Source organism: Maribacter aestuarii (genome assembly GCF_027474845.2).
Classification (GTDB): Bacteria; Bacteroidota; Bacteroidia; order Flavobacteriales; family Flavobacteriaceae; genus Maribacter; species Maribacter aestuarii.
Map to the genome: position 1 here is coordinate 2,564,162 of NZ_CP107031.2, position 26,410 is coordinate 2,590,571.

Consider the following 26,410-nt stretch of genomic DNA (forward strand, 5'->3'; position numbering starts at 1 on the left):
ATGAAACAAGTAAAAAAGATAGCTGTAGCCTTAATGTTGTTTGTAGCGGCGACCAGTTTTGTAAATGCACAAAGTAAAATTGCCCATATTGATGTGACTAAATTGCTTGCAGATATGCCAGAAATGAAAGTTGCGGAAGCTGAACTTAAAAAATTATCCGAAACCTATCAAGCGGATATTCAGGCATCAATGACAGAACTTAGAAACAAGTTTACGCAATACCAAAATGAAGCGCCTTCAAAATCTAAAGAGGAAAACGACAAAAGAGCCGTGGAATTGCAGGGAATGGAAAAGACTGTTGGTGAGTTTCAGCAAAACGCACAGCAAGAAATACAAAAGAAGCAAGCGGAACTATTTGCTCCTATTTCCCAAAAAGCAAAAACTGCTATAGAAAAAGTGGCAGCCGCACAGGGTTATGATTACGTAATTGATGCACAGGCCGGCGGAGGTTTGATTGTTGCCAATGGTAAAGATCTTTTGGCCGATGTTAAAAAGGAACTTGGTTTTTAACCAAAATATAAATACAACTGAAAAGCCACTTCAATGAGTGGCTTTTTTTATGGAGTCAATCGTTCTCTAATGCCTTTCCAACGAAGTTTTCTGATAAATTTCCCCTCGGAATCTGAAACCAAATAGGGGACTTTATTTTTTTGAGCTTCAAAAAAACCGTACATATTATCAATAAAAATACTTTTCTTTTTAAGCTTCCATGCCATTTTTAAGGAGGCAATTGTAGTTATCCACAGGCCGTAACGCATCGTGTACATAGCCCTTCCCTGTAAGTATCTCGCTTGAGCATTGTATGCGTTGCCAGTTGGTCGTAAGTGTTTTACTTTTAAGGAATCGTCTGTTAAGACCTCATAGCCGTAGTATTGTGCCAGTAACTCATCCAAAGTATCCCATCCCATGGCATTTTTTAATCCGCCTATGTCCTTATAACATTTTTTGGAATACGCTTTTAAGGCTCCCCGTACATGGTTTTTATTCATGGAATGGTTTAGTTTCCATTCGTCGTTATTGTCTCTTTCATAAATGAAGCCCCCGGCAATTCCTATCTGGGGCCTTCCTTTGAATACATAGCCTATTTTTTCAAAATAGTTGTCTGGGAGTATGATGTCGGCATCTAATTTTACTATGAAATCATAGTTCTCATCCAGCAGTTGAAATCCTGCATTAAAGGCATTGATAACTTTACTCCCGGGCATATGGTCGTCAGAAGAATGGATATTCAATTTTTGAAAGATGGAACTCTTGTCCGTGAATTTATCAATGATAGTTTCGGTTCTGTCCGTTGAATTATCATTGACGACTATAACTTTTTTTGGTTTCAACGTTTGTTCTAAGACAGATTGTAAAGTGTCTTCTAGGAAGACCTCTTCATTGTGTGCCGGTATGATGATATAATAATCCAAACGATTAGACTTGCGTGAATGTTAAGTTAAGCTCTTCCCAGGTTTGATGGTAGATTCCAAAGATTCAGGCTTTCTTTCGGCATAAATTATGTAATACCTTGGTGTAAATGCCCTTAGCAAGGGTCTGATACCAATTTTTTTCACGGGGTTTGTCCACTTCATAGAATCTATAATTTTCCAACCGCTTTTTTCGAGAAGCCAATCAAATTGCCAGTCTTCAAATTCATGGTAATGTCTGTCCCAAGGGTCCGTTTTACTTCTGTACGCTGGGGAAAACCATAATTTTAGAGGAATACTGGCTACTAGTTTATCAGCCTTTATCTTCGACAGGACATTTAGAGGGGCCAAGAGGTGTTCAAAAATTTCAAAAGCGGTAACTACTTCTGCATCGGAGTTTACTACTGTGGAAAAATCAATATCCAAATCTTCACCCTCCGTATTTTGAACCGTATATCCCTTTTCAATCATCTTCTCCGATAAGGGGTTTGGAACACCCAGGTCCAAAATGTGTTGATTCACTTTTACGTATTTTTCTAAAAATTGTAAAGTATGTTGAAAACGTTTATTTGGATAAGTATTTTCGTACATTAAAAAAGGTTTCAATTTGAGGAATTTCCAATTTAGGGTTGAAAACCTACGCTACCCAAATTTAGATCAAAATAACTTTAAACGATAGAAACCTCAAACTATTTAAACCTTATAAACAATTGCGTTGACATTCATACCTGCACCAACGCTGGCAAATATGATGACATCCCCTTTGGCAAATTCGTGACCTGATATTATTCCCTTCTTAATCAAATCAAATAATGTTGGAATAGTGGCAACGGAACTATTGCCTAGTTTTTCAATGCTCATCGGCATTATTTTATTGGGCATTTCCATGTTGTACAGTGCATAGAACCGTTTAACAATGGCTTCGTCCATTTTCTCGTTGGCTTGGTGTATAATTATTTTTTTAACATCTGTAATGGCAATTCCACTTTCATCTAAACAACTTTTCATTGCCCCTGGAACGTAACTTACGGCAAATTCATAAATTTTTCTACCGAACATTTTTATATACTTGGTATTATCTACGGATGGATTGTAGGACTTTCCATAGTATAAAAAATAAGCCTCTTTATAGGTATATGTTTCGCTGGCGTGTGCTATTATTTCTCCAGCACCTTCTTTCTGTTCGATAACGGTTGCTCCTGCACCGTCGGAATAAATCATGGAATCCCTGTCAAAAGGGTCTACAATACGGGACAGTGTTTCTGCGCCTATCACAAGGCATTTTTTAGCAATACCACTTTTGATAAATGCATTAGCCTGGATGACACCTTCAATCCATCCTGGGCAACCGAATAACATGTCGTAGGCTACACATTTTGGATTTTTAATCCTAAGATGATGTTTTACCCTGGTTGCTAGACTCGGAAGCATATCGCTTTGGGATTGTCCGTAAGCCACATCACCAAAATTATGGGCAAATATGATATAATCCAGTTTCTCCTTATCTATGCCGGCATCAGCAATTGCCTTCTCTGAAGCGAGGAAAGCAATGTCGGATGTATTTAGGTTTTTTGCTGCATAACGTCTTTCGGCAATTCCAGTAATAGCTTTGAACTTCTCAATGATTACTGCATTTTCTTGCTTGAAATCGGTGCCATCGGCATTTAGGAACTCACGCGTTCCAAAATCATCATTTGCAACAACTTGGGATGGTATATAACTACCCGATCCCGTAATACCTATACTCATTTTAATAAACTGTTTGGTCTGTAGTTAACAATATATCGAAAAACCTTCTGCTTCTTATGCGTGCATAGGAGTTATTACGATGTTCAACCAAGACTATCTGGTATTCAGAAAAAGGAGAAGACCTGCTTAGATACTTGCAGGCCTTTGTTTTTAGTATAATCCCTAATTTGTACTAGGCCTCGGCATATGCTTCTATAGGTGCGCAAGTACATATTAAATTACGGTCTCCATAGGCATCATCTACTCTTCTTATGGCTGGCCAAAACTTATTTTCCGAGACATAAGGTAATGGAAAGGCTGCTTGTTGTCTTGTGTAAGGAAAATTCCAATCATCTGTTGTTACCATTTCTAATGTGTGTGGTGCATTCTTGAGCACATTGTCCACATCGTCTGCATTTACAGCGTCAATCTCGGAGCGAATGGATAGCATTGCATCACAGAACCGATCAAGTTCGGATAAGCCTTCGCTTTCGGTGGGTTCTATCATAACCGTTCCAGCAACTGGGAATGAAACTGTTGGGGCATGAAAACCATAATCCATCAACCTTTTGGCAATATCCGTAACCTCAATGCCATTTTGCTTAAAGGGTCTACAATCAATTATCATCTCATGAGCGGCCCTTCCTTGTTCACCAGTGTAGAGCACGTCGAATTTGCCGCTTAACCTACTCTTAATATAGTTGGCGTTGAGAATGGCAATCTTGGTGGACCGTGTAAGACCATGTTCCCCGAGCATTTTTATGTAGCCATAGGAAATGAGGCACGCCAGCGAGCTTCCCCAAGGCGCAGCGGAAATTCCGGTAATTGCCTTTTCACCACCTGTTTTTATTATAGGATTACTAGGAAGAAAGGGTACGAGTTGAGGAGCCACACAAATGGGACCAACTCCAGGACCACCGCCACCGTGCGGTATGGCAAAAGTCTTATGCAAATTTAAATGGCATACATCCGCCCCAATAATCGCTGGGTTCGTAAGTCCAACTTGAGCGTTCATATTGGCGCCATCCATATAAACTTGCCCACCATTATCGTGTATCAGTTTTGTAATATGTTGAATGGACGATTCGAAAACACCATGCGTAGACGGATATGTGACCATCAAAGCGGCTAAATTCTCAGCGTGTTGTGCTACTTTTTCCTCTAGGTCGTCTACATCAATGTTTCCTTTACCATCAGTTTTGGTCACCACCACTCGCATTCCGGCCATCACTGCCGAAGCTGGATTAGTTCCGTGGGCCGATGCTGGGATAATGCAGATATTTCTATGGCTATCCCCTCTAGATTCATGATACGCTCTTATGACCATAAGGCCTGCATACTCTCCTTGAGCTCCGGAATTTGGCTGTAAGGAAGTGTCGGCAAAACCTGTTATGGTTGATAGATCCTTGGCCAATTCCCGTAACACGATTTGATAGCCTTCCGCTTGGTCTATGGGCACAAAAGGATGTATATTTCCCCAGTTGACCTGGCTCAATGGTAGCATTTCCGAAGCGGCATTTAATTTCATCGTACAACTTCCCAAAGAAATCATGGAATGGTTCAATGCCAAATCTTTGCGTTCCAGTTTTTTAATATAGCGCATCAATTCCGTTTCTGAGTGATAGGAATTAAACACTTTGTTCTCTAGAAATGGAGAGGTACGCCTTACTTCATCGCTAATTGCTGAGGTCTGCAATAATTCGGTAATTACTCGATTTTCCTTATCTAAGGCCTCCGAAAAAATTGAGATTATTTGATTCAAATCTTTAATTGACGTCGCTTCATTTACAGCAATGGAGACTGTTTCTTCATCGATATACAAAAAGTTGACCTCGTTTTTCTCGGCAATGGGCTTTACCTTTTTTGCATCTACTTTTACGGTAATGGTATCAAAATAGGAAGTATTGGTCTGATATAGTCCTAATTTTTCCAAACTATCGGTAAGTGTTACAGCCGTACGGTGCACCTTGTCTGCAATATATTGTAAACCTTTAGGTCCGTGATACACGGCATACATCCCTGCCATAACCGCCAATAAAACCTGAGCGGTACATATATTGGACGTGGCCTTGTCCCTTTTTATGTGCTGCTCCCTGGTTTGAAGTGCCATGCGTAATGCCGGTTTGCCATCGGTATCCTTGGTTACACCGATAATGCGACCTGGAATATTTCTTTTGTACTCTTCCTTAGTGGCAAAAAAGGCAGCATGTGGCCCACCATAGCCTAGTGGAATCCCAAAGCGCTGTGTAGTACCAACTACAACGTCTACGCCGAATTCTCCGGGAGGTGTTAGCGACACCAAACTCAGAATATCTGCGGCAACCGCCACCTTTATATCTTTGGCTTTGGCCTTAGATACGAAAGAGGTATAGTCGTAGAACTGACCATATTTACCTGGATATTGTAACAGGGCGCCGTAAAAATCTTCGCCAAATTCAAATTCTTCATGGTTTCCAACGACCAACTCAATGCCCAATGGAGTGGACCTGGTCTGTAAAAGCGATAATGTTTGCGGTAAAACTTCCTGAGAAACAAAGAATTTTAAAACTTCATTTTTCTTCTGATCCCTTGTCCGTAAATCCAACAACATAGTCATGGCTTCCGCTGCCGCAGTGCTTTCGTCCAAAAGGGAAGCATTGGCAAGTTCCATTCCCGTCAAATCGGTAATAACGGTCTGGAAGTTTATTAAAGCTTCTAGACGCCCTTGCGCAATTTCAGCTTGATAGGGTGTATATGCGGTATACCATCCTGGATTCTCCAAAATGTTTCGCTTAATGACGGAAGGGGTTAAACTCTCATGGTAACCTAAACCAATGTAAGAACGAAAAACCTTATTTTTTTTAGACAATTCCTCAATGTGTGCAAGGAATTTATGTTCGCTCATCGGAGCATCTAATTGCAAGGGATTTTTAAGTCTGATATCTTTTGGAATAGTCTCAAAAATGAGTTGTTCCAGATTTTCTACTTGGACAGTTTCAAGCATGTGTTGAAGGTCATCTTCCCTGATGCCAATATGGCGCGATGCAAACACGTCAGTCTTCATATATAGTCAAATTAGTCGTGCAAAATTAAGGATTAATTTCCTTGTTTAGGGGGCTTAAATCAGTAGCCTAGGGAAAGTTTTTAACCAAAAACCAAGGTTATAAACACTTTGTCTACTTTTGTTTAATGAGGTGGTTGAATCGCATTTTTAATTTTTATCTGGATGCTAGTATCCATGTTGCTTTGGCCGTTTTTTCACTAGTACAGGTAACTTGCTTAACCTTCAACATTTCTAGTGATCATCATTTTTCTTGGTTCTTATTTTTTGGAACTATTTCCGTTTATAATTTCATTAAATACGGCGTAGAGGCAGAGAAATACTTCTTGGTGGCAAATCAATACCATAAAAGCATTCAGATTGTCAGCTTTGTAGCCCTTGGATTTGCAATTTATCACGGGTATTTTCTTAAAACCTCGATTTGGTTTGGAATCTTCCTTTTGGTTTTTTTGACGGGTTTATATGCTATACCTGTTTTACCAACGGCTAAAAATTTAAGAAGTTTGGGAGGTTTAAAGATTTTTGTCGTGGCCCTTGTTTGGTCCGGTGCCACGGTAATCTTACCGAGCTTAACGCAAAGCGATATTATTTCTTGGGACATTTGGATTGATACCCTGCAACGGTTTCTTTTTGTACTTATCCTGATAATTCCTTTTGAAATAAGGGATTTAAAATATGATCACGAAAGTCTTAGAACTTTGCCCCAGCGATACGGTATAGCACGAACAAAAATCATGGGTTCCTTTTTGGTGTTGATATTCTTTTTCTCAACGTTCCTGAAAGACCAAATTCCTATTTTCGATGTTGTCGGAAAGGGCATACTATTCCTGTTACTGGGAATCTTAATGTTCATTACCCGTAAGAATCAATCTAAGTATTTTGCGTCTTTTTGTGTAGAGGGGATACCCATATTATGGTATCTAATTATAATTACTATGAAGCAGTATTTTTATTGACCCTTATGGAGTTTTTGCTTCATCTTAAGCTTATCCTGTTCGGAAAGACTTTTAAGGTTAGCTTTCTCGCACAGCGAAGTAAACTCAGTGTTTTGTTTTGTGAATTTAGCACAGGTCCTACAAAGAATTACATGGATTTTGAGCTTTAATATTTCAAATAATGTTGCTTCCCTATACTGGGCTTTATTGCAAATTATAGTAGCTTTTTCACATGAAATCATCATTACTAAAACCAATTTTGATTTAGGCAACCCATCAACGCTGTTCGTGCGCGATGAATCATTACCCACAGATTAGACGGGTTAATCCCAAGTTCATTACAGATATCTTCTGTGCTTATTCCTTGAATGGTTTTCATGGTAAATACCATGGATTGTTTTTTAGGAAGTTTGGAGATACATTCTTGTATGGCCAGTCCTAATTCGTCATTTTCCATATCGCTATTTTCCAACATGCTATAGGGATCTGCCACTTGCTCTTCCATCCAATCTCCATCAGAATCACTGGAAGAACTGTAATTCATACGTACCTCTGCTTTTCCTTTCTTTGAATTTATTTTTCGGTAATAATCAATTACTTTTCTTTTTAAGATAGCTATTAGCCAAGTACGCTCCGCAGCGTCACCCTTATAATTTTTGGCAGATTTAAGTCCGGCTAAGAAAGTCTCCGATACCAAATCTTTGGCAATTTCGGAATCGCTTACCCTGCCAACGGCAAAGTTGAATAAATAATCTCCATAATTATCAACCCAGGTATCGGGCTGTAGTTTATGTGTTGCCATTTTTTTCGATGCTGTTCAAAAGTAACTGAATTTATGCAAACTATCCTTATGTTTACCCTTAGCTCTTCATATTTTAGTCATACTTAATGCTTATTTTTGATAAAATTTTTATGATGAAAAATACTTTTTTAGTCCTCTTTTTACTGTTGGTAAACCTCGGATGTGCCCAAAATAATTCAAAACATATCACAAAGGTTTCACAGAACGATATTAAAGAAGGAATATTAGTGGATGTACGTACTCCCGAAGAATTTGAAATGGGCCACTTGGAAAACGCTTTGAACATCAATTGGTTCGATGCTGATTTTGCCAAAAGATTCAATGGGATTGACAAGGACAAGACCATATATGTTTACTGTAAAAAAGGCGGGCGTAGTACCAAAGCACAAGATAAATTAACGTCTATGGGCTTTAAAAATGTCATTGACTTGGAGGGTGGATACGATGCTTGGTTAGAATCTAAAAAATGAAATAAATAAAAATCACATCCCCAGGAACTAAATATTCTTTTCCTTTTTTACGTAATATTTTGTAGAGTAAGTTTTTGTGAGCACATCTATTTTGTTTGTATCGTAGCTATCTCGCAGTATGTCTTTCACTTTTTCAAACGTATCTGGGAAACCATATTTTTCTTTTAAAACCACTAAAGTTTTCTTTTCAGAGCATAACAAATGAGCTAATTTGTCAGCGGTGAGGCTTAGTTTTAATTCTTCCGATTTTTTACGGTTTAATTCAAAACCAACGTTGTCAAATTTCGAAAAATCGGCAAAGTGGTTGTAGGCATCTTTTGCTGATGGAAGAGTTAACCCCAAAGTCTTATAAACAGATTGAAACTGAACCTCAAAATCGTACAAGGCTATTTTAGCACCGTTCATACTAACCCTGTGAATCTCATTTAATAAAGTTTTGGATTTGGCGTACCACCAGGATCCGGCCAAGGTTATGAGGTCAAAAGTATTTGGCTCAAAATTAAGAAGTCTGCCGTCAAAAAGTTCGTAGTGGATATTAGGGACTGGGGTTGCTTTACTTAGCATATCTATATTTGGATCTACTCCAACGACAGTTTCACAAAAACTCTTAAGTGCGACCGTGGATTTTCCCGTACCACATCCAATATCTAATCCATGTTTGAATGTTGCATCACCCAAGCATTCCTTCAAAATTGATGCATGTAATGGTGGACGGTAGGCTTCATAATGAAAGGCGGTTATATCATCATAATCATCAGCTGACATACTTGTCAATTTTTCTTTTAAAGTATTGGTCACCAATTATTTGAAAAACAAATATTAGAATAAAAATGAGCCTTGCCAATAATGGGAAAAATGAAGCCAGAACAGCCGCTAAAGCCCAGATTATTACTGCATTCAGTGAACGGAACTGCAGCCAATTTCCAATATCATTTGTCATGCCGTTATTGCCGATTTCTTTTTTGGAAATGGTTCTTACCAATAAGAAGTTGAACAGTCCCAAGAGAACAAGATTTAAACAGTAAAACACAAAGGGTGCAGTTCCGTTAAAATCACCAACATAAAGCGCAGTTGAAAAGGGTAGAAAAACTACAAAAAGCAATAAGAAAATATTAAGCCAGACAAATTTTTCGGACAGTTCTGTAACATATTTGTATATCCGAAGGTGAGAGACCCAATAGAGAGCAATAACCAAAAAACTTACCAAAAATCCTATGAAGCTCGGAATACGATTGGCTAGTAAAGACATGAAATCATGGGTGTTCAGCGCTTCAACACTGGGTACTTCTATTTCTAGAATCAACAATGTCATGGCAATAGAAAAAACGGCGTCACAAAAGGCAGTTACCCTGTTTTTGTCATAAAAGAATTTGTGCTTCTCCATAAACCTAATTTTGTAATAAACCAGCTCTTTCTAACAGCGCCTCCACTTTTGGCTCAGCGCCTCTAAATCTTTTATAGAGTACCATGGGATTTTCCGTACCTCCTTTAGAAAGTACATGTTCCTTAAATTTGGCAGCGATCTCTTGGTTGAATATTCCGTTTTCCTTAAAGTAGGCAAATGCATCGGCGTCCAGTACTTCCGCCCATTTATAGCTGTAGTAACCAGAGGAATACCCACCTTGAAAAATATGTGCGAAAGAAGTGCTCATACAAGTTTCAAGTGTATCCGGATAGAGGTTTGTGCCTTTAAAAGCCTGTGTTTCGTAGGCTTTAACATCTGTTACGTCAGAGGGGTCTGTTCCATGCCATGACATGTCCAAAAGACCAAAGCTCAACTGCCTTAAAGTTTGCATACCTTCTTGGAACGTTGCCGATTCCTTAATTTTATGCACCAATTCCATTGGAATCACCTCTCCGCTCTCGTAATGCTTAGCGAACAGCTCCAGAGCTTCCTTTTCATAGCACCAGTTTTCCATTACTTGACTTGGTAGTTCTACAAAATCCCAATAGACCGAAGTTCCCGAAAGACTAGGATAAGTGGTGTTGGCCAGCATTCCGTGCAATCCGTGACCAAACTCATGAAAAAGGGTGGTAACCTCGTTAAAAGTTAGCAGTGAAGGTTTAGTAGGGGTGGAAGGCGTAAAATTACACACATTGGAAATATGTGGGCGTATATTTTGGCCGCCTTCTTTCCATTGGGATTTAAAAGAAGTCATCCAAGCACCGCCTCGCTTTCCGGCACGAGGATGGAAATCTGCATAGAAAATGGATATAAAGTTATTTTCCAGATCATACACGCGATAGGTTTTTACTTCGTCGTGATAGGTATCAATGTCTTTTACTTCTTCAAACCGCAGTCCAAAAAGTTTCTCGGCTACCTTAAATACCCCGTCGATAACATTTTCCAATTTAAAATACGGCTTCAATTGCTCATCGTCCAGGCTAAATAGTTCTTGTTTTAGTTTTTCGGAATAATAGCTTCCGTCCCATTTCTCCAAGCGGTCAATTTCGTCTATTTTTTTTGCAAAGTTTTCCAATTGGGCAAATTCCCTTTCTGCCGCAGGTTTTGCTTTCTCGAGCAGTTCATTCAAAAATGAATGGACTTTTTCCGGCGTTTCGGCCATACGTTCTTCCAGTACAAAATGGGCATGCGTTTTATAACCTAATAGTTTGGCACGGCTGTAGCGCAGTTTGGCTATTTTCAAGACGTTCTCCTGATTATCCAATTCGTCTCCATGAAAACCTTTACTGCCAAATACCAATGAGAGTTCCCTTCGTAATTTTCTGTTTTTGGCATATTTCATAAAGGGAATGTAGCTCGGATAATCTAGAGTAATCATCCAACCTGTATCTTTTCCTTTTTCCCTTGCCCTCTGAGCCGCTGCCTCTTTTTCTCCATCCGGCAGTCCGTCTAGATCCTCTTCGTTGGAAAGATACATTTGATATTTGTTGGTTTCTGCTAGGATATTTTCACCGAATTTTAATTTTAGTTTCGATAGTTCAGCATCGATTTGTCGAAGCTTTTTCTTTTTCTCCGCTGAGAGATTAGCTCCGTTGCGGCTAAAATTTTTGTATTTTTTGTCCAACAAGGTTTGTTGCTCTGTATTTAAATTCAGACCTTCCCTTTGGTCATAAACCTTTTTTACTCTTTGAAAAAGGTCCTCGTTAAGCGTGATATCGTTACTAAATTCCGAAAGTAAGGGAGAAACCTCTTGAGCTATTTTTTGTATTTCCTCATTGGTCTCGGCAGCGTTAAGGTTGAAAAAAACGCTAGAGATACGGTCTAGTTGCTGTCCAGAAAACTCTAAAGCTTCAATGGTATTTTCAAAAGTAGGTGCTACAGTATTGGATGTAATTACATCAATTTCCGAACGGGCATCTTCCATGGCCTTTAAAAATGCAGGCTTGAAATGTTCGTTTTTTATTTTGGAGAAAGGTGCGGTATCAAATTTTGTTAAAAGGGGATTCATTTATAAATATTAGGATTTAGTACGAAGAAGGTTTTTGGTCTGTGCCAGAATGGACGGGAATTTAAACTTACTGTTTCTTGTTATTTATGGCTTTAGCTCCTTCCATTACTTTTTGCTTCAGGCCTTCTTTATAGAATATAATCTTGTCCAAAACACATTTATCGGAACTTCCAATAATCTGTGCGGCAAGGATACCTGCATTTTTAGCACCGTTAAGGGCTACCGTAGCAACTGGTACTCCTCCCGGCATTTGTAGTATGGAAAGAATGGAATCCCAACCATCAATGGAATTACTGCTTTTTACCGGCACCCCAATAACGGGCAGGGGAGACATTGCGGCTACCATTCCTGGTAAATGTGCTGCACCACCGGCTCCTGCGATAATGACCGAGTAGCCTTTGGTATGGGCATTTTTGCTGAAATCGAATAATTTTTCAGGAGTCCGATGTGCGGAAACAATATCTACGTCAACCGGTATGTCAAATCCTTTTAAAATATCTATTGCTTCTTGCATAACAGGAAGGTCACTGGTGCTTCCCATAACTACGGCTACTTTGCTCATATTTTGTGTATTTTATCTACTTACTACTTTAATAGTTTCCTTTACTTTTTGAGCTGTATTTCGCGCCTTTGCTACATCACAATCCACAATGGTCACATGGCCCATCTTGCGGAAAGGTCGAGTCTGTTTCTTTCCATAGATGTGGGGCGTTACACCCTCCATAGCCATTATTTCATCTATATTTTCATATACGACGTCACCGGTGTGGCCTTCGGCACCGACAAGGTTAACCATAATACCGGCTACCTTGCTGTCCGTGTTCCCTAAAGGCAAATTTAGTACACAGCGTATGTGTTGTTCAAACTGGTTGGTGTAGCTCGCCTCTATACTGTAATGACCACTGTTATGCGGTCTTGGGGCCACTTCGTTCACCAGTACCTTGTCATCTTTGGTCTGAAACATTTCAACGGCCAACAGTCCCGTTAAGCCTATTTTTTCAGATACTTTTAAGGCAAGTTCACGGGCCTTAGTCGCGACCTTTCCATTAATACGCGCGGGGCAAATTACATATTCTACCTGATTTGCCTCTGGATGGAATTCCATTTCCACCACAGGATAGGTTCTTACATCTCCATTTTCATTTCTTGCAACGATTACGGCCAACTCATTTTTAAAGTCGATCATTTCTTCAGCAATACATTCGCCTGGGGGCAGACCTTCCAAATCTTCCATTTTCCGAACTACTTTTACGCCTTGGCCATCATAGCCAAATTGCGTGGCCTTCCAGATGAATGGAAGCTCCAATCCACCGTTCAGGACGCTATCTTCAATCTCACTTTTGTAGGCAAAACGGTGAAATTCGGCTGTGGGAATATCGTTGTCTACATAAAAAAGCTTTTGTTTTGCCTTGTTTTGAATGATACGTAATGCTTTGGGTTGGGGATATACTTTAATCCCTTCCTCTTCCAACTGCTCCAAAGCTTCAAGATTCACGTTCTCTATTTCAATGGTCAGGACATCTACTTTCTTACCAAAATTGTAAACATCATCAAAGTTCATTAAATCGCCCAATATGAATTCGTTGCAGGCAATTTTGCAGGGTGCATCTTTGGAAGACTCTAAGACCAAAGTGTAAATATCAAGTTTTCGGGTTTCATAGAGCATCATTTTGCCCAGTTGACCACCGCCTAAAATACCTAGCTTAAAATCAGAAGAAAAATAATCCATATCTAAAAGGGTCTTTTTAAATGAAATCAGACCTAATACGCCGTAAAAATACGCTTAAATTTAAGAATCCGATTCCCCAAAATCTAAAAAACACGGGGCAAAACGCTATCTTTGCCAACCTTAGTAATTTTTTAAAAATTGATACAACTCCACGACAAATATTTTAAGCGTTTTCTAAGCGAAAAGGAAATTTTGCTCGCTGTACAACGTGTTGCGGATCAGGTTGCGGCGGACTATAAGGATAAAACTCCAATTTTTGTTGGTGTTTTAAATGGCTCTTTTATGTTCGTGTCCGATTTTTTGAAAGCCTATCCACATCCATGTGAGGTTTCTTTCGTGAAGTTAAGCTCCTATCAAGGGCTCACGTCCACCGGTATTGTGGAAACCTTGTTGGATCTGCCCGATAATATTGAAGGAAGAAGCGTGATTATCCTAGAGGATATAATCGATACGGGGCGAACTTTGAAGGAATTGGTACATCTGTTTTCCAATACCAATGTAAAGGAGTTTAAAATAGCCAGTCTTTTTTACAAGGCGGAGGTCTATAATGGGGAGTATGCCATTGACTATTTTGGACTGGAAATTCCTGATCGATTTATTGTGGGATATGGATTGGATTATAAGGAACTAGGAAGAAATTTTAGAGAAGTTTACCAACTAAACCAAAAGCATATGATCAATCTTGTACTCTTTGGAAAACCAGGTGCCGGAAAAGGTACCCAGGCGCAATTCTTAAAAGAGCAGTACAATTTACAGCACATTTCTACTGGAGACGTTTTTCGTTATAATATCAAAAATGGAACTGATCTCGGTACTTTGGCGAAATCGTATATAGATAAGGGAGACTTGGTTCCGGACGAAGTAACCATTAAGATGTTAGAGGACGAAGTAGCCAAAAACCAAGAGGCGGACGGCTTTATATTCGATGGATTTCCTCGCACCGTCGCGCAAGCGGAGGCATTAGATAATTTCTTGGAATCCAAGGACATGAAAATCAACGCAACTATAGCTTTAGAGGCCAATGACGAGGTTTTGATCCAAAGACTCCTGGAAAGGGGCAAGGTGAGTGGCCGTACCGATGATCAGGATAAGGATAAAATTAGAAACCGTTTTGACGAATATAATTCTAAGACGGCTCCGCTAAAAACATATTATGAGGAACAAGGCAAGTTTCACAGTGTCAACGGAATCGGTACGATAGCCGAAATTACAGAACGGTTGACAAAAGTGATCGAGGGTCTCTAAACCAAACTACTTCATAAAAATAAAGAATGACCGAGGGTAATTTTGTCGACTATGTAAAGGTAAATCTGGCTTCTGGAAAAGGAGGCAAAGGTTCCGTGCATTTACATCGCGAGAAATTCATTACCAAAGGCGGACCCGATGGCGGGGATGGCGGCCGAGGCGGACACGTAATTATTCGCGGTAACGAGAATCTATGGACCTTGGTAAACTTTAAGTTTAAAAAGCATTTTAAGGCCGGTCATGGGGAACACGGAAGCAAAAGTCGTAGCACTGGAGCGGACGGAGAAGATGTTTATTTGGATGTGCCATTAGGAACGGTAGTGAAAAATCCAGAAACTAACAAAGTGCTTTTTGAGATTACGGAACATGGGGAGGAGAAGATTGTCCTTGAAGGTGGAATGGGAGGCCGTGGTAACTGGCACTTTAGATCCGCCACCAATCAAACCCCAAGATATGCCCAACCAGGGGTAGAGGGACAGGAAGGTGACTTTTTATTGGAACTTAAGGTTCTAGCGGATGTTGGCCTTGTTGGCTTTCCAAATGCAGGTAAATCTACCTTGTTATCGGTTATTACATCGGCAAAACCCAAAATTGCCGATTATGAGTTTACCACCTTGAAACCTAATCTGGGAATTGTGGAGTACCGCGATTTTAAGAGTTTTGTAATGGCGGATATTCCCGGGATTATTGAGGGTGCGGCAGAGGGGAAAGGATTGGGACATTATTTTCTAAGGCATATAGAACGTAACGCAACCTTATTATTTTTGATTCCTGCGGATAGTAAGGATATCGGTAAGGAATATGAAATTCTATTGGATGAGCTTAGGAGATACAATCCTGAATTACTGGACAAGCAACGATTGATTTGTATATCCAAAAGCGATATGTTGGATGATGAATTGATGTCCGAAATGCGGACGGAATTGGATAAAGATTTTAAGGGTACAAATTACATGTTCATATCCTCAGTGGCCCAAATGGGAATCGTGGAGCTAAAAGATAGGCTTTGGGAGATGCTGAACAGTTAATCGAATAATAAGTTCATTCTCAATAACTACGCATTTTTTCTTTAAATTAGAAGGTATATAGCCATCCGGGCTAAATTCAAAATCCAATGATGAAAACGGTAAAATTCCTTTTGATTTTTCTCCTACTGGTTTCCTGTAATGCGGTAAAGGTCAATTATGATTACGAAAAGGAAACAGATTTCTTAGCATATAATACCTACAGTTATTTTGGGGATATGGAAACGGGTTTAAGTGAATTGGACGAAAAAAGATTAATAAGGGCTATGGACATTGCCCTTCAACGAAAAGGCTTGCTATTTTCTGAGGAGCCTGATATTCTCATAAATATAAATAGTTCTGTTTTTCGTCAGCAACAGGGAAATTCAGTTGGTGTGGGCCTAGGAGGTGGAGGACGAAACGTAGGGGGTGGAGTGTCCATTGGTATTCCTGTAGGAGGTCCTAAACTCAATCGTGAGATTCAAATTGATTTTGTAGATGCCAAAAAAGATATGCTGGTATGGCGGGCGTTAAGCCAAAGCCCATTTAAAGAAGATGATCTTCCTATTGTAAAAGAACAGAAAATACAAGAATTGGTTACCAAAATATTCTCCAAGTACCCTCCCAAACAACGGAACTAAGCGTCAATAATCACCTTATTTCAAAACAATTTTTAAATACCCCCATAAGAATGAAAAGTGCCATTTTATAGGCTTTCCGGGATATTTCGTATTTTCAAATATCATTTTAAATAACTGAAAAACAATTAGTTACATTTTAGTCAAGCAAAATCCCCGTTCGGACATTTCTTTCTACCGTTCGTCATATTTCACTCTTTTTCACAAGTTTTCTACTGTAGTTTTATCTCATCAATCAAACACAAATAAACATTTACAACCTGTTTAAGAAGTTTGAAATTAAAAACAACAATAACAGTTAAAAACAACAATCATGAAAACAATTGACAAAACAAAACTTACGGTATTAGGAATTGGAATGGTAACAGTAGCAGTATCACTAGTAGGGGCAATAATGAGCCTTAACTTAATGGATTATTTCTTTCCACTTTATACGGGATTGACATTAACCGGGGTAGCACTTTTAAATAAAGGAAATTCAGAAGAATGTGAGGCAGAAGGTGCACTAGTAAAATAGTGCACTTACTTGTGCCGCTGAGGTAAATAAATTTACCACTAATCATAAAATGCATTTTTGAGAAAATATAACTAATTAGGTTTACACCAAAATCAACATAGTTTTTAAAACAAACCACCATGATAGCAATCGTAAAATTACTTTTATCATTAATTATCACCGTCCTTTTTTGAGTAAGTTGGTTCCGCCATACCCCTCATGGCCTTTGAATATTAACCTATATTTGAAATGAAAACAGAATAAATGGCTTCATTCCTTAAGAAATATAGATGGGACGTTTCCTTCTGGACGGTTCAGGTGTTAGGCTGGGGAGGGTTATGCTTTATAGCCTACGCATTCACTCCAGATATGGATGGTTATAAGGGAACCAACGTCTTTTTCTATGGTTTAATTTCCACCTTCGTTATCGGAATTTTTTCTACGGGTCTTTTGCGTTCCATTTTAAAGCGCATTTTAAATTTTGACGCCTTTGATTCTAGGCAACTCATCAAAATATTCATCGCAATTGTAATTGCGTCATTAATTTACTTTGGGCTTTCGTACGGTTTTGGATATTGGGTTGGAAAACATTCGGAAGAAAGTGTCAAAGTTCCCGAAATGTACAAGGATTTTGGAATAGGGCTGCTTTTAATCAATTCCTTCATCACAATCATTGGTTGGACAGTCTTCTACCTGTCCGTTAAGATTGCGGCAAAGTTGAATGCCAACCGTCTGGAACGTGCAGAACTAAATTCTACCTTAAAACAGGCTCAACTCAATACGTTAAAAGGCCAAATAAATCCTCATTTTATGTTCAATAGTTTGAACAATATCCGAGGTCTTATGTTAGAAGATGTAGAGAAGTCTAGGGATATGCTCACTAAATTATCTGAAATGCTACGCTATTCCCTGACTAAAAATGATGTCAACGCCATTGCCCTAGAGGAAGAACTGGAAATGGTAGACAATTACATAGCGCTCTCTAAAATTCAATTTGAAGGTCGTTTAAAATTTATAAAAGAAATTCAGAAAGATACGCTCAGCATTCAGATACCGCCTATGATTATTCAGTTGTTGGTGGAGAATGCAGCAAAACATGGAATTTCCAATTTAAAATCAGGGGGTGCTATCAAACTTATTACGAAACGAAACGGCAAGAACCTGGTCATTGAGGTAGTGAACACAGGAAAGCTGATGATTGGGCAGAGTTCAACACAACTGGGACTTAAGAATATTAAGCAGCGCCTTCGATTATTATACGGGGCCAGTGCATCCTTTTCGCTAAAAGAAAAGAATGAAGAAGTAGTGGCAACTATAAATATTCCCTTACAATGAGCATTAGAGCAGTTATCGTAGAGGACTCTCGTTTGGCTCGTAATGAGCTCAAAGAACTGATAAAAAAGCATCCGCAAATTGAAGTTGTGGGTGAAGCCGAAAATGTTGATGATGGTTATAAGCTTATTCAGGAATTGAATCCAGATTTGTTATTCTTGGATATTAACATGCCAGAAAAAGATGGTTTTGAACTTTTGGAAATGCTGGACGATGTTCCTATCACGATATTTACGACCGCATTTGACGAATATGCCATTAAGTCTTTTGAATATAACGCTTTGGATTATCTATTGAAACCGATTAATGACAAGCGATTTGCACAGGCTGTAGAAAAAGCCGAAACAAAATTAGAGGATAAAAATGAGCCCGCCTCCAGCACTCAGGAACGTCTTACCGGGAATAGTCAAATCTTCATTAAAGATGGCGAGAAATGTTGGTTGGTAAAAATTGGAGATATTTCGCATTTTGAAATAGTGGGTAATTATACACGGGTTTTCTTTGAAGTAGAAAGTCCAATGCTATATAAATCTTTAAACCAAGTAGAAGAAAAATTACCGGAGAAATATTTTTTTAGGGCCAACCGACAACAGATTATAAACACCAACTTTATAACTAATGTTGTTCCTTGGTTTAATGGAAAGCTCAAATTAACCATGACCAATGGGGATGAGGTTGAGGTTTCCCGTAGACAATCCTATTTATTTAAGGATAAGATGAGTTTGTAAAGCTTCAAACTCAAGTTTTAAGTTCAAATTCAAAAAGTAATCTCACCAGCGGCTCAACAGAAAATGAGTTCCTCATCGCATGCGGATCTCAAGGAGCTTTAACCACTACTCGAATCCCTTCACTATGACTACTAAATTCAGGGGCATACATGCTTTGTATAGTGGTGATTCCGATGCTGAAATCTCCAGCATTATTAACCCGCACATCATATTCAAAAACATATACTCCTTTTGGCAGATAGTCGAAAAAGAAATTGGTGCTGGCGTCCTTGGTGCTCTCGTAATACCCAAGACCGTCCTGCCACTTGTACTGGGAAAGTACATTCACGGGTTCAAAACCAGCAGCTCGCATATCTTTCATATGAATGAATTCCATATCTCTATCTGATTTTAATTCGATGCGTACTCGAACCAAATCCCCTACCTTTAAATCAGTTTCGGCAGTAATCTCACTTATTTTCTCTCCGGTATCCGTATTCTTTTTTAAGAAGAGTTTCTTTTTCAACTGAAGTGGCGTGTCGGCAAAGGTTATCTTATCCAAATCCTCAAAATATTGCCAATAAAGGGCGCCCCAGGCGATACCCTCACCTTTTTTACTTAACTGAACCTTCGCCATCTCCGGTTCAATTTCTTGAGTGTTCCAAGCGGTTTTGAAATAACCTGTACCTACCTCTACTTTTACGTTTTCCAATTTTTTGGGTGCTATTTTTTCTCCTCCTACAAGAACATCAATGGCATCTGTTACGGAGAGCCAGTCGCTACCTTTAAGCAATAGTGCATAGACTGCCTCGGTAGTGGCTTTGGTAGTTTTCCACTGATTAGTCTGTTTATTTTTAAGCAACCATACTTTAAGATTGTCAATGGTGGTCTCATCATTTTCAATTTCTGAGAAGGCTTCTATAAGCAAGGCCTGGGTTTCAATAGGAGCTTGATGCCAATACCAAGAACTCGTATTCTCTTTCCAATACATACCCAGCTCCTCCGAAACAATGCTATTTTCTTTTAGGGAGCGGATAATTTTATTTGCGGTTGCTCCATCCTCCATCCTTTGTAGTACCAAAGCCAACATTCCCTTAGAAAATAGATTTTTAGTGGTCCAATATTTTTTCGCTTGATCTTTATAATAGTCAATGACTTCATCTACTTTCTTTGAACTTTCGAAATCCTTAAAAAAACTGCGCATGTACAGATAATGGATTTGGGTATAGCTCAAATGATCCTTGGACAAATCCGTCGCGTATTTTTTCATTTGCTCGTATTCCCTGACGAATTCATGGTCCAAATATTCCAATGCATTCTTAATTAGCTGTTTCTCGGGACTTCGACTTCGCTCAGTCCCCGAAACAGCCTTCTCTTGTAAGGCAGCGTTCTGATTGCCCAGCGTAGCCGAAGTAAGTTTTTGTAAATGACCCAATCCAGAAATAATATGCTGGGTGATGTATCGGTTTTCCCTGCCACCCTTAAACCATGGCCAGGCGCCAGAGGCCATTTGGTTGCTTTTCAGTTTCTGTAAAGCCATATCCTTTTCGTTCTGCATCTTGTTCAAGTCGAATAAAAGGGCTATTCGCTTTTTCTGTTCCGTCTCGGACTGTGCATCGCGAAGCCAAGGTGTCTCTTGGATAAGCAGCGATTTTAGTTCCTGATTTTTTTCCAGATTGCTCTGTAGTGCTGTTCCGGAGCCTGTCATAGCAGCCGAATTTGCCCATTGGTCAAAAACGCTTCGAATTCTTGGGTTGGAATTGGCTATGTGACTGGCCAAAGCATTGGCGTAGTACCTTGAAAAGGTTTGTTCGATACACTCATAGGGATATTCCATCAAATAGGGTAGCGCTTGTACTGCGTACCACGCAGGATTAGAGGTGATTTCCAACGTCAATTTATGATTACTCAAAGTAGTTGAGGTATTGTCCTTGAGTTTTTCCAGCACAAATGTTTTGGACTGATTACTACGCACCCACATGGGCATAGTTTCGGTTACTAACATGCGATTAGTCAGTACGGGCAAAACACTTTGTTCCCCATCACTAAAATCGCCTGCTTTAGCTACAATTTTATATTGTACGGCCTGTATTCCTTTAGGAATGTTAATGTTCCAAGAAAGTTGTGTGTTTTCTTTGGCGTCCACGGAGAATTCTTGCGTCTTCTCTGCGTTATGCAAAAGGGAATCAATATTCTTTCCTGAGATTACATCGGTCAGTTCCAGTTGCCCGAAACCGTCCAAGGCATTATCGGACAAGTTTGAAATTTTACCACTAATAGTAATGGCATCGCCTTCCCTTAAAAACCGCGGTGGATTGGGCAATACCATTAGTTCTTTTTGTGTTATTGTGGATAGGGTGGTAGTTGACTGTTTTAAATCTTTGGTATGCGCCAATAGTTGTAGATTCCATCGGGTTAGGGCCTCAGGCGTCGTGAAAGTGAAAGATACGTTACCTTCGGAATCCGTAAGTAACTTCGGAAAGAAAAAGGCTGTCTCTTGGAGGTTTTTTCGAATTTGTACCGTGCTAAAATCTATAGGGTTAGGGCTTATAGACGTTTCAGGTGCCGGGGCTTCATCCACGGACATACCGGCAACCTTTCCTTGTAAAACATTGGTAACATCTGCCTCCATTTCCATTTCTTCATCTGCGACCATAGCAACTGCAGCCGTTCTCTGTGTTCTTTTTTGAACTCCATAACCAGTGACCACAACTTCTTCCAGAGCGCTGAAATCTGCTTGTAAATAAATTTCAAAATAATTATGCTTTTCAATTTTTTGCCTGTAGGTTTCATAACCAATGTAGGTGAAAATAAGGGAGACACCTTGTTTAGCCTCTAAAGTAAAATTACCGTCAAAATCGGTCTGGGTGCCTTTGGATGTACCAGAAATAACAACGTTAACCCCCGGTAACGGTTGACCAAATTCATCATAAACAGTACCCTTTACAAATCCCTCTTTGATTGAAGCATCCGTACGAGCAGAATTCTGTGTACTGGACCGGAGCCTTCTTAAATAGTTTTGCTGGGCATAATATGGATTGCTAAAACTTAAACCAAACCATTCCAAATGGTCAAAATTAATTGAGGGGACACCCGAAACGATTTGATACGCATTAAAATTCCTAAAGGAGGTGGTGCCAAAACTTTGGTTGGCACTCGTGTAAAGGGATGAATAGTAATACGGCCTACTAATTGGATTAAAGTACCAACCATGTCCTACAAATTGATCTAAAGAGGCATCGTACATACTCGCCAAAACCTCGGCCGTAACTTTGTCTCCTTTTGGCCCCTTTACTTTAAAACTCCATGTCTCATCCGTTCCTGGCTGTAATTTATCCCTAAAAGTTAGCCTCTCTATTTCCAAATCGGTTTTTGGATAAGGAACGGAAATGTTTACACTGCCCGATTGATATGCATTATAAACCGAATAACTATAGTGAACCCCAAAACCGCCTTCATCCATTTTTGAAACAGGTATGCTGATGGATTCACATCCGTCGTTCAGTTCCAAAATTTCGGTACGGATTATCTCCTTGTCCTTTTCTACATTAATTGTAATGAAAACCTTTTCGGCATTGCTATAGAAAGTTACTTCGGCCACATCACCTACTTCGTAAGATGGTTTATCGGTCTTTACATCAAACAGTTGGTTGTCCGCTAATTTTCTTTCGTTGTCAGTGTAAACATCAGTTCTGGACCTTGCTCGCACCTTTTGGCCAAAAGCATCCGTAGTTTCCATTTCCAGAAGATATTTTCCGGAATCCCACTTTTTGATATTCCTTAAAGCTATATCTGTACTTTTTGATGTATCAAAATTGGTCTCCATGACCAACTTTCCCTTTTCCCAAGTATTTGGGTCGTGTTCCGTAGTATAGGCATCGTGGGGATATAAGGCCTTAAAATCTTTTTTGGACCAATATTGATAATCTGGCGAAGGCCAGGGTCTGATGCGCAAAACATACTCCGGCGATTCCAACTTATAGATTTTCAAGACTCCTTTAGCCGAAACGTCTTGCCCATTCAAGTTCTGCGTGCTAATTCTTATAATTTGGTCCTTTGCTGATTTATCTAGCTTATCATCTACGATAATGTTAGCGGTCATGGCATGATATCCCACCCGCACGGTTGTTGATGTACTTCTGGTTTCCCCATTGATATCGGTAACATCAGCGGTAACAGAATAGGAGAATATGGGAAGGTCGTCTTTATCAACGGATAAATCGGGTATCGCTTTAAAGCTTATTTCATAGTCGCCTTTATCATTTGTTAAGGTTTCGCCATGGGCTATTTCTTGGGGCTCATTGTAATAGTAAGATGTTCTCCAGTAATACCACGGTGGAAAGTTGACGTTGCGCTGCACACGATAGGTTACTTTTGCTTGTGAAATTGAGCTGCCTGCAAATGCCGTTGCGGTGCCTTTTACCGTTACACTATCATTAACCTTAAAAGTTTCTTTGATGGCATTGAAAGAAGTTTCGAACTTTGGACGTTTGTATTCTTCTACCGAAAAATAAAAATCCTCGTTTACCAAACCTGATAGGCCATACACTTCCAAGTAATGCTGTCCGGTAATCCCGGAACTGGGTACTAAAAATTCTCCCGTAAATGAACCGAATTCGTTCGTTTCCAAATCCATTTCTGAGATTTTTTGCCCGTTTACATCATACAGGCCAACAGTAACCGATTCCTTTGATGCCACCGTGGATAGACCATTGTCGTTTTCTATAAGAATCCCTTTAAAATATAGGGATTGTCCTGGCCTATAAATACTCCTGTCCTTGAATAAGAAGGTTTTATAGGTGATTTTGGGCATTTTGTTTTCACGTTTTTTTTGATTGATGTAGGTATTACCGAAAAAAGCCACATCATCTTCATTATAAACCTTACATTTTTGAACGGAAATACTCTTCTGGGTTAAGTCCATACTTGCAAATCCCATCTTATCGGTCACCAAGTTTTTGGTCAGCAGCATACCGCGATAGTTTTTTTTATAATACAGTGTGATTTTGGCATTTGGCTTAGGTTTACCAGTATTCCTATCCACAACCTGAAAAATATGCTTTGCTGGCATCCGGGTTTCCATCAATACTAAATTTGTAACCTGTATGGGGCTGTAAGCAAAACTCTCCGTCGAATCCTTTTCTTGTTTCGGGGCAGCGGGTGTTGCTAAAATAATGTACTGGCCATTGGCAAGGGCTGGAGCGGGGATTTCTATACTATGCAGTTGGTAATCATCCTCATTTTTAAGTTTTACCGTCCAACTCGTCTGGAGTTTCAGTCCTAAAATATAGGATAGCCTTTTTTGAATAGGATAGAGGTTTTCCAATTCTTCCAATTGCTTTTGACTTACTTTATAAGCCTTTAGTTCCAAGGCTTCATGGTTTTTGTAGTTTACCAGTAATCTGGACGCCTGGTTGATGGGAATATGTTTTTCAGCGGTTATATTCAAAGTGGGGGCTAGAATTTGTGATTTTAATACTTTACACTTTTCGGCTCCTCTACTATTGGGAAATTCCGCGTAAACCAAATCACAAACGGCTATGGCCTCTTTTAGCTTCCATCTGTGTTCATTTCCTTTTTCTGGCCGATAGTTATTCCCCTGTGTTCTTAATAGGGATGCTGTTTCATAGCGATACAATGCGGACGATTCATGCTGCTTAAGGTTTTCAGCAGACTCTTTCAGTACTTCTAAAAGTATATTGTCCTTGTCAGGCAAAACAGCTTTGGAGTGGGTATAGTTTAAACGCTCTATATCCACTTCTACAAGAGGTCTTAAATCAGGATTGGAGAAATGGAAGGATACTAGCTGCTGATATAAGGTCAAAGCTCTGGCCTGCAGGGAAGTCTCATCAGAATTGGGGAGGTTCAGTTGGGTAAACGCATAGGCTTCACAAAGATATTGGGGTTCGTCAATTTCAAATTTTTCTGCAGGTCTAGTAATGCTTGTTTCGTCTGTCTTATAAAACTGTAAGGCGGTATGCGCTAATAAATCGAACAAAGTAGGTCTATAAATCGCTGAGTCTTCTTGAGAATCAATAATGTCATGAAAATCTTTAAGACTCTCTTTCTGTAACCCTTCTGGATTGTCAAGAGACTTTTCAAAATGGTAATTAATTTCATGAAATAAGGTGGTTAAATCCCAAGTTCTAAAATCAACCGTGTCCACCTTGGCTTCAGTTGCAGTCCTGTTATAAAATTGATAGCGGTTTTGTTGAAAGTACTGCCAATATAAATTGGCCAAGTAGCTTTCCAGAATGTTGGTGACCGGAAATTCAGCCGCAGTTATTTCGTTTTTCAAATCACTAACGATTTTCAATTGCGCATCCTCTTCCAATATGAGGGCATATTTGGAAGTAAACAAAAGTGATTTAACAATTTGGCTGGAATTTTTCTCTTTTTTAGCCTTAACTGAGATATTTTGGACAACCTCCAATGCCGATTTGGTCATTGACTCTCTTTCCAATTTATGAACCCTTGCCCAGAGTTGCTTATAAGAGTCATCGGATTCCTGTGCAGGAAGCAATTGGGAAAAAAGGACTAGGGTCAACGTAGCTATCAATACTTTCATTAGTCTAAATTTACATAACAAATGTGTGCAAAAGCCGTACCACCTAAAAGTATGAATTAGGGAAGTGGTCTATTGAAGTAGGGAAACCAGGGTTATAGACTTTTAAGCAACCCACCGTCAATAGGAATATTGATTCCGGTAATGTACGCGGCCTTGTCAGAGGCTAAAAACGCCACTAGAAATCCATATTCCTCCGGTTTTCCAATACGTTTTAGGGGCACACGGGATTCCATCTCAGCTCTTACCTCATCTTCCGAAATGTTCAGTTGTTCAGCCTTCTTTGCGTTTAACTGCGCAATACGGTCCGTATCAAAATACCCGGTAAGGATATTGTTTACCGTAATTTTATGTGTACCAACATCCGTTGCCAAAGATTTGGCCCACGTAGTTAGTGCTGCCCGTATTGTATTGGAAAGGGCCAAGTAAGAGAGTGGCTCTTTTACTGATACGGAGGCGACGTTGATGATTCTGCCCCATTGGTTATTTTGCATTTGGACAAGGGCAAGCTCCGTTGTAAAAACAATTGTTTTGAAAAGTAGGTCAAACGCTTGTTGATAATCGGACACTTTTTTTTCGAGCGTGCTTCCAGCCTCCGGTCCTTGGGTATTGTTGACCAAAATATCTACGGTATGGTCCTTAAAATAATTACTGATGATTTTCTGATAAGCTTCAAAATCAGTAAAATCAACGACTAGATAACCATGCTTTTGCCCCTCTGTTGCGGATAATTCTGAAATGGCATTCTTTAGTTTTTCTTCATTTCTGGACATCAGGGTAACGCTTGCCCCACTAGCCGCCAATTGTGTTGCTATAGCCTTTCCGATACCGCTGCTGCTACCTCCTACTAAAGCCTTTTTGTTTTTAAGGGATATGTTCATCTTTAAAATTTTCTAT

General features: G+C 39.5%; 21 protein-coding genes. 9 read left to right on the forward strand and 12 right to left on the reverse strand.

Annotated elements, in window-relative coordinates:
- Positions 1-510: an OmpH/Skp family outer membrane protein gene (locus N8A89_RS11575; RefSeq protein ID WP_281542416.1), complete on the forward strand. Its 510-nt coding sequence runs from the start codon at positions 1-3 to the stop codon at positions 508-510.
- A 47-nt stretch (positions 511-557) separates the two neighbouring features.
- Here N8A89_RS11575 and N8A89_RS11580 read toward each other — a convergent pair whose 3' ends face one another.
- The 4 genes from N8A89_RS11580 to gcvP all read right to left on the reverse strand — a co-directional run bounded on the left by N8A89_RS11580 (position 558) and on the right by gcvP (position 6,180).
- Positions 558-1,412 carry a glycosyltransferase family 2 protein gene (locus N8A89_RS11580; RefSeq protein WP_289644349.1) on the reverse strand — a complete coding sequence of 285 codons (855 nt, stop codon included), beginning with the start codon at positions 1,410-1,412 and terminating at the stop codon, positions 558-560.
- A gap of 21 nt (positions 1,413-1,433) precedes the next feature.
- Positions 1,434-2,000, reverse strand: a complete 567-nt coding sequence (locus tag N8A89_RS11585; RefSeq protein ID WP_281542417.1) for a methyltransferase — start codon at positions 1,998-2,000, stop codon at positions 1,434-1,436.
- Positions 2,001-2,102: 102 nt separating this feature from the next.
- Positions 2,103-3,158, reverse strand: coding sequence for a 3-oxoacyl-ACP synthase III family protein (locus N8A89_RS11590; protein ID WP_281542418.1), 1,056 nt, complete (start codon positions 3,156-3,158; stop codon positions 2,103-2,105).
- Positions 3,159-3,330: 172 nt separating this feature from the next.
- On the reverse strand, positions 3,331-6,180 hold the full coding sequence (gene gcvP / locus N8A89_RS11595) for an aminomethyl-transferring glycine dehydrogenase (RefSeq protein WP_281542419.1): 2,850 nt from the start codon (positions 6,178-6,180) through the stop codon (positions 3,331-3,333).
- Between the two features lie 125 nt (positions 6,181-6,305).
- Here gcvP and N8A89_RS11600 point away from each other — a divergent pair, with 125 nt between their 5' ends.
- Entirely contained in the window at positions 6,306-7,133 is an 828-nt protein-coding gene (locus tag N8A89_RS11600) for a UbiA prenyltransferase family protein (protein WP_281542420.1), read from the forward strand.
- Between the two features lie 226 nt (positions 7,134-7,359).
- On the opposite strand, the gene N8A89_RS11605 is transcribed toward N8A89_RS11600, so the two are convergent.
- On the reverse strand, positions 7,360-7,914 hold the full coding sequence (locus tag N8A89_RS11605) for a sigma-70 family RNA polymerase sigma factor (protein WP_281542421.1): 555 nt from the start codon (positions 7,912-7,914) through the stop codon (positions 7,360-7,362).
- 110 nt (positions 7,915-8,024) lie between these two features.
- Between N8A89_RS11605 and N8A89_RS11610 the strand changes: the two genes are divergently transcribed.
- Complete coding sequence (locus N8A89_RS11610; RefSeq protein WP_281542422.1) at positions 8,025-8,384, forward strand: rhodanese-like domain-containing protein; 360 nt, start codon at positions 8,025-8,027, stop codon at positions 8,382-8,384.
- A gap of 27 nt (positions 8,385-8,411) precedes the next feature.
- On the opposite strand, the gene N8A89_RS11615 is transcribed toward N8A89_RS11610, so the two are convergent.
- The 5 genes from N8A89_RS11615 to N8A89_RS11635 all read right to left on the reverse strand — a co-directional run bounded on the left by N8A89_RS11615 (position 8,412) and on the right by N8A89_RS11635 (position 13,526).
- A complete protein-coding gene (locus tag N8A89_RS11615; protein WP_281542423.1) occupies positions 8,412-9,149 on the reverse strand; it encodes a class I SAM-dependent methyltransferase in 738 nt (245 codons plus the stop codon).
- On the reverse strand, positions 9,139-9,768 hold the full coding sequence (locus N8A89_RS11620) for a TMEM175 family protein (protein WP_281542424.1): 630 nt from the start codon (positions 9,766-9,768) through the stop codon (positions 9,139-9,141). Before N8A89_RS11620 ends, N8A89_RS11615 begins: the two co-directional genes overlap by 11 nt.
- A gap of 4 nt (positions 9,769-9,772) precedes the next feature.
- Positions 9,773-11,797: a M3 family metallopeptidase gene (locus N8A89_RS11625; protein WP_281542425.1), complete on the reverse strand. Its 2,025-nt coding sequence runs from the start codon at positions 11,795-11,797 to the stop codon at positions 9,773-9,775.
- A 67-nt stretch (positions 11,798-11,864) separates the two neighbouring features.
- Entirely contained in the window at positions 11,865-12,359 is a 495-nt protein-coding gene (gene purE / locus N8A89_RS11630) for a 5-(carboxyamino)imidazole ribonucleotide mutase (RefSeq protein WP_281542426.1), read from the reverse strand.
- Between the two features lie 12 nt (positions 12,360-12,371).
- Positions 12,372-13,526, reverse strand: coding sequence for a 5-(carboxyamino)imidazole ribonucleotide synthase (locus tag N8A89_RS11635; protein WP_281542427.1), 1,155 nt, complete (start codon positions 13,524-13,526; stop codon positions 12,372-12,374).
- Between the two features lie 138 nt (positions 13,527-13,664).
- Here N8A89_RS11635 and N8A89_RS11640 point away from each other — a divergent pair, with 138 nt between their 5' ends.
- The 6 genes from N8A89_RS11640 to N8A89_RS11665 all read left to right on the forward strand — a co-directional run bounded on the left by N8A89_RS11640 (position 13,665) and on the right by N8A89_RS11665 (position 18,969).
- Positions 13,665-14,771, forward strand: coding sequence for an adenylate kinase (locus tag N8A89_RS11640; protein ID WP_281542428.1), 1,107 nt, complete (start codon positions 13,665-13,667; stop codon positions 14,769-14,771).
- 26 nt (positions 14,772-14,797) lie between these two features.
- Positions 14,798-15,799: a GTPase ObgE gene (obgE, locus tag N8A89_RS11645; RefSeq protein WP_281542429.1), complete on the forward strand. Its 1,002-nt coding sequence runs from the start codon at positions 14,798-14,800 to the stop codon at positions 15,797-15,799.
- 86 nt (positions 15,800-15,885) lie between these two features.
- A complete protein-coding gene (locus tag N8A89_RS11650; RefSeq protein ID WP_347343926.1) occupies positions 15,886-16,416 on the forward strand; it encodes a DUF4136 domain-containing protein in 531 nt (176 codons plus the stop codon).
- 310 nt (positions 16,417-16,726) lie between these two features.
- Positions 16,727-16,930, forward strand: coding sequence for a hypothetical protein (locus N8A89_RS11655; protein ID WP_281542430.1), 204 nt, complete (start codon positions 16,727-16,729; stop codon positions 16,928-16,930).
- 243 nt (positions 16,931-17,173) lie between these two features.
- Positions 17,174-18,244 carry a sensor histidine kinase gene (locus N8A89_RS11660; RefSeq protein WP_281542431.1) on the forward strand — a complete coding sequence of 357 codons (1,071 nt, stop codon included), beginning with the start codon at positions 17,174-17,176 and terminating at the stop codon, positions 18,242-18,244.
- A complete protein-coding gene (locus N8A89_RS11665; protein WP_281542432.1) occupies positions 18,241-18,969 on the forward strand; it encodes a LytR/AlgR family response regulator transcription factor in 729 nt (242 codons plus the stop codon). Before N8A89_RS11660 ends, N8A89_RS11665 begins: the two co-directional genes overlap by 4 nt.
- Before the next feature lie 88 nt (positions 18,970-19,057).
- Here N8A89_RS11665 and N8A89_RS11670 read toward each other — a convergent pair whose 3' ends face one another.
- Positions 19,058-25,516: an alpha-2-macroglobulin family protein gene (locus N8A89_RS11670; RefSeq protein ID WP_289644351.1), complete on the reverse strand. Its 6,459-nt coding sequence runs from the start codon at positions 25,514-25,516 to the stop codon at positions 19,058-19,060.
- Between the two features lie 92 nt (positions 25,517-25,608).
- Entirely contained in the window at positions 25,609-26,394 is a 786-nt protein-coding gene (locus tag N8A89_RS11675; RefSeq protein ID WP_289644352.1) for an SDR family oxidoreductase, read from the reverse strand.
- Positions 26,395-26,410 lie beyond the last annotated feature (16 nt).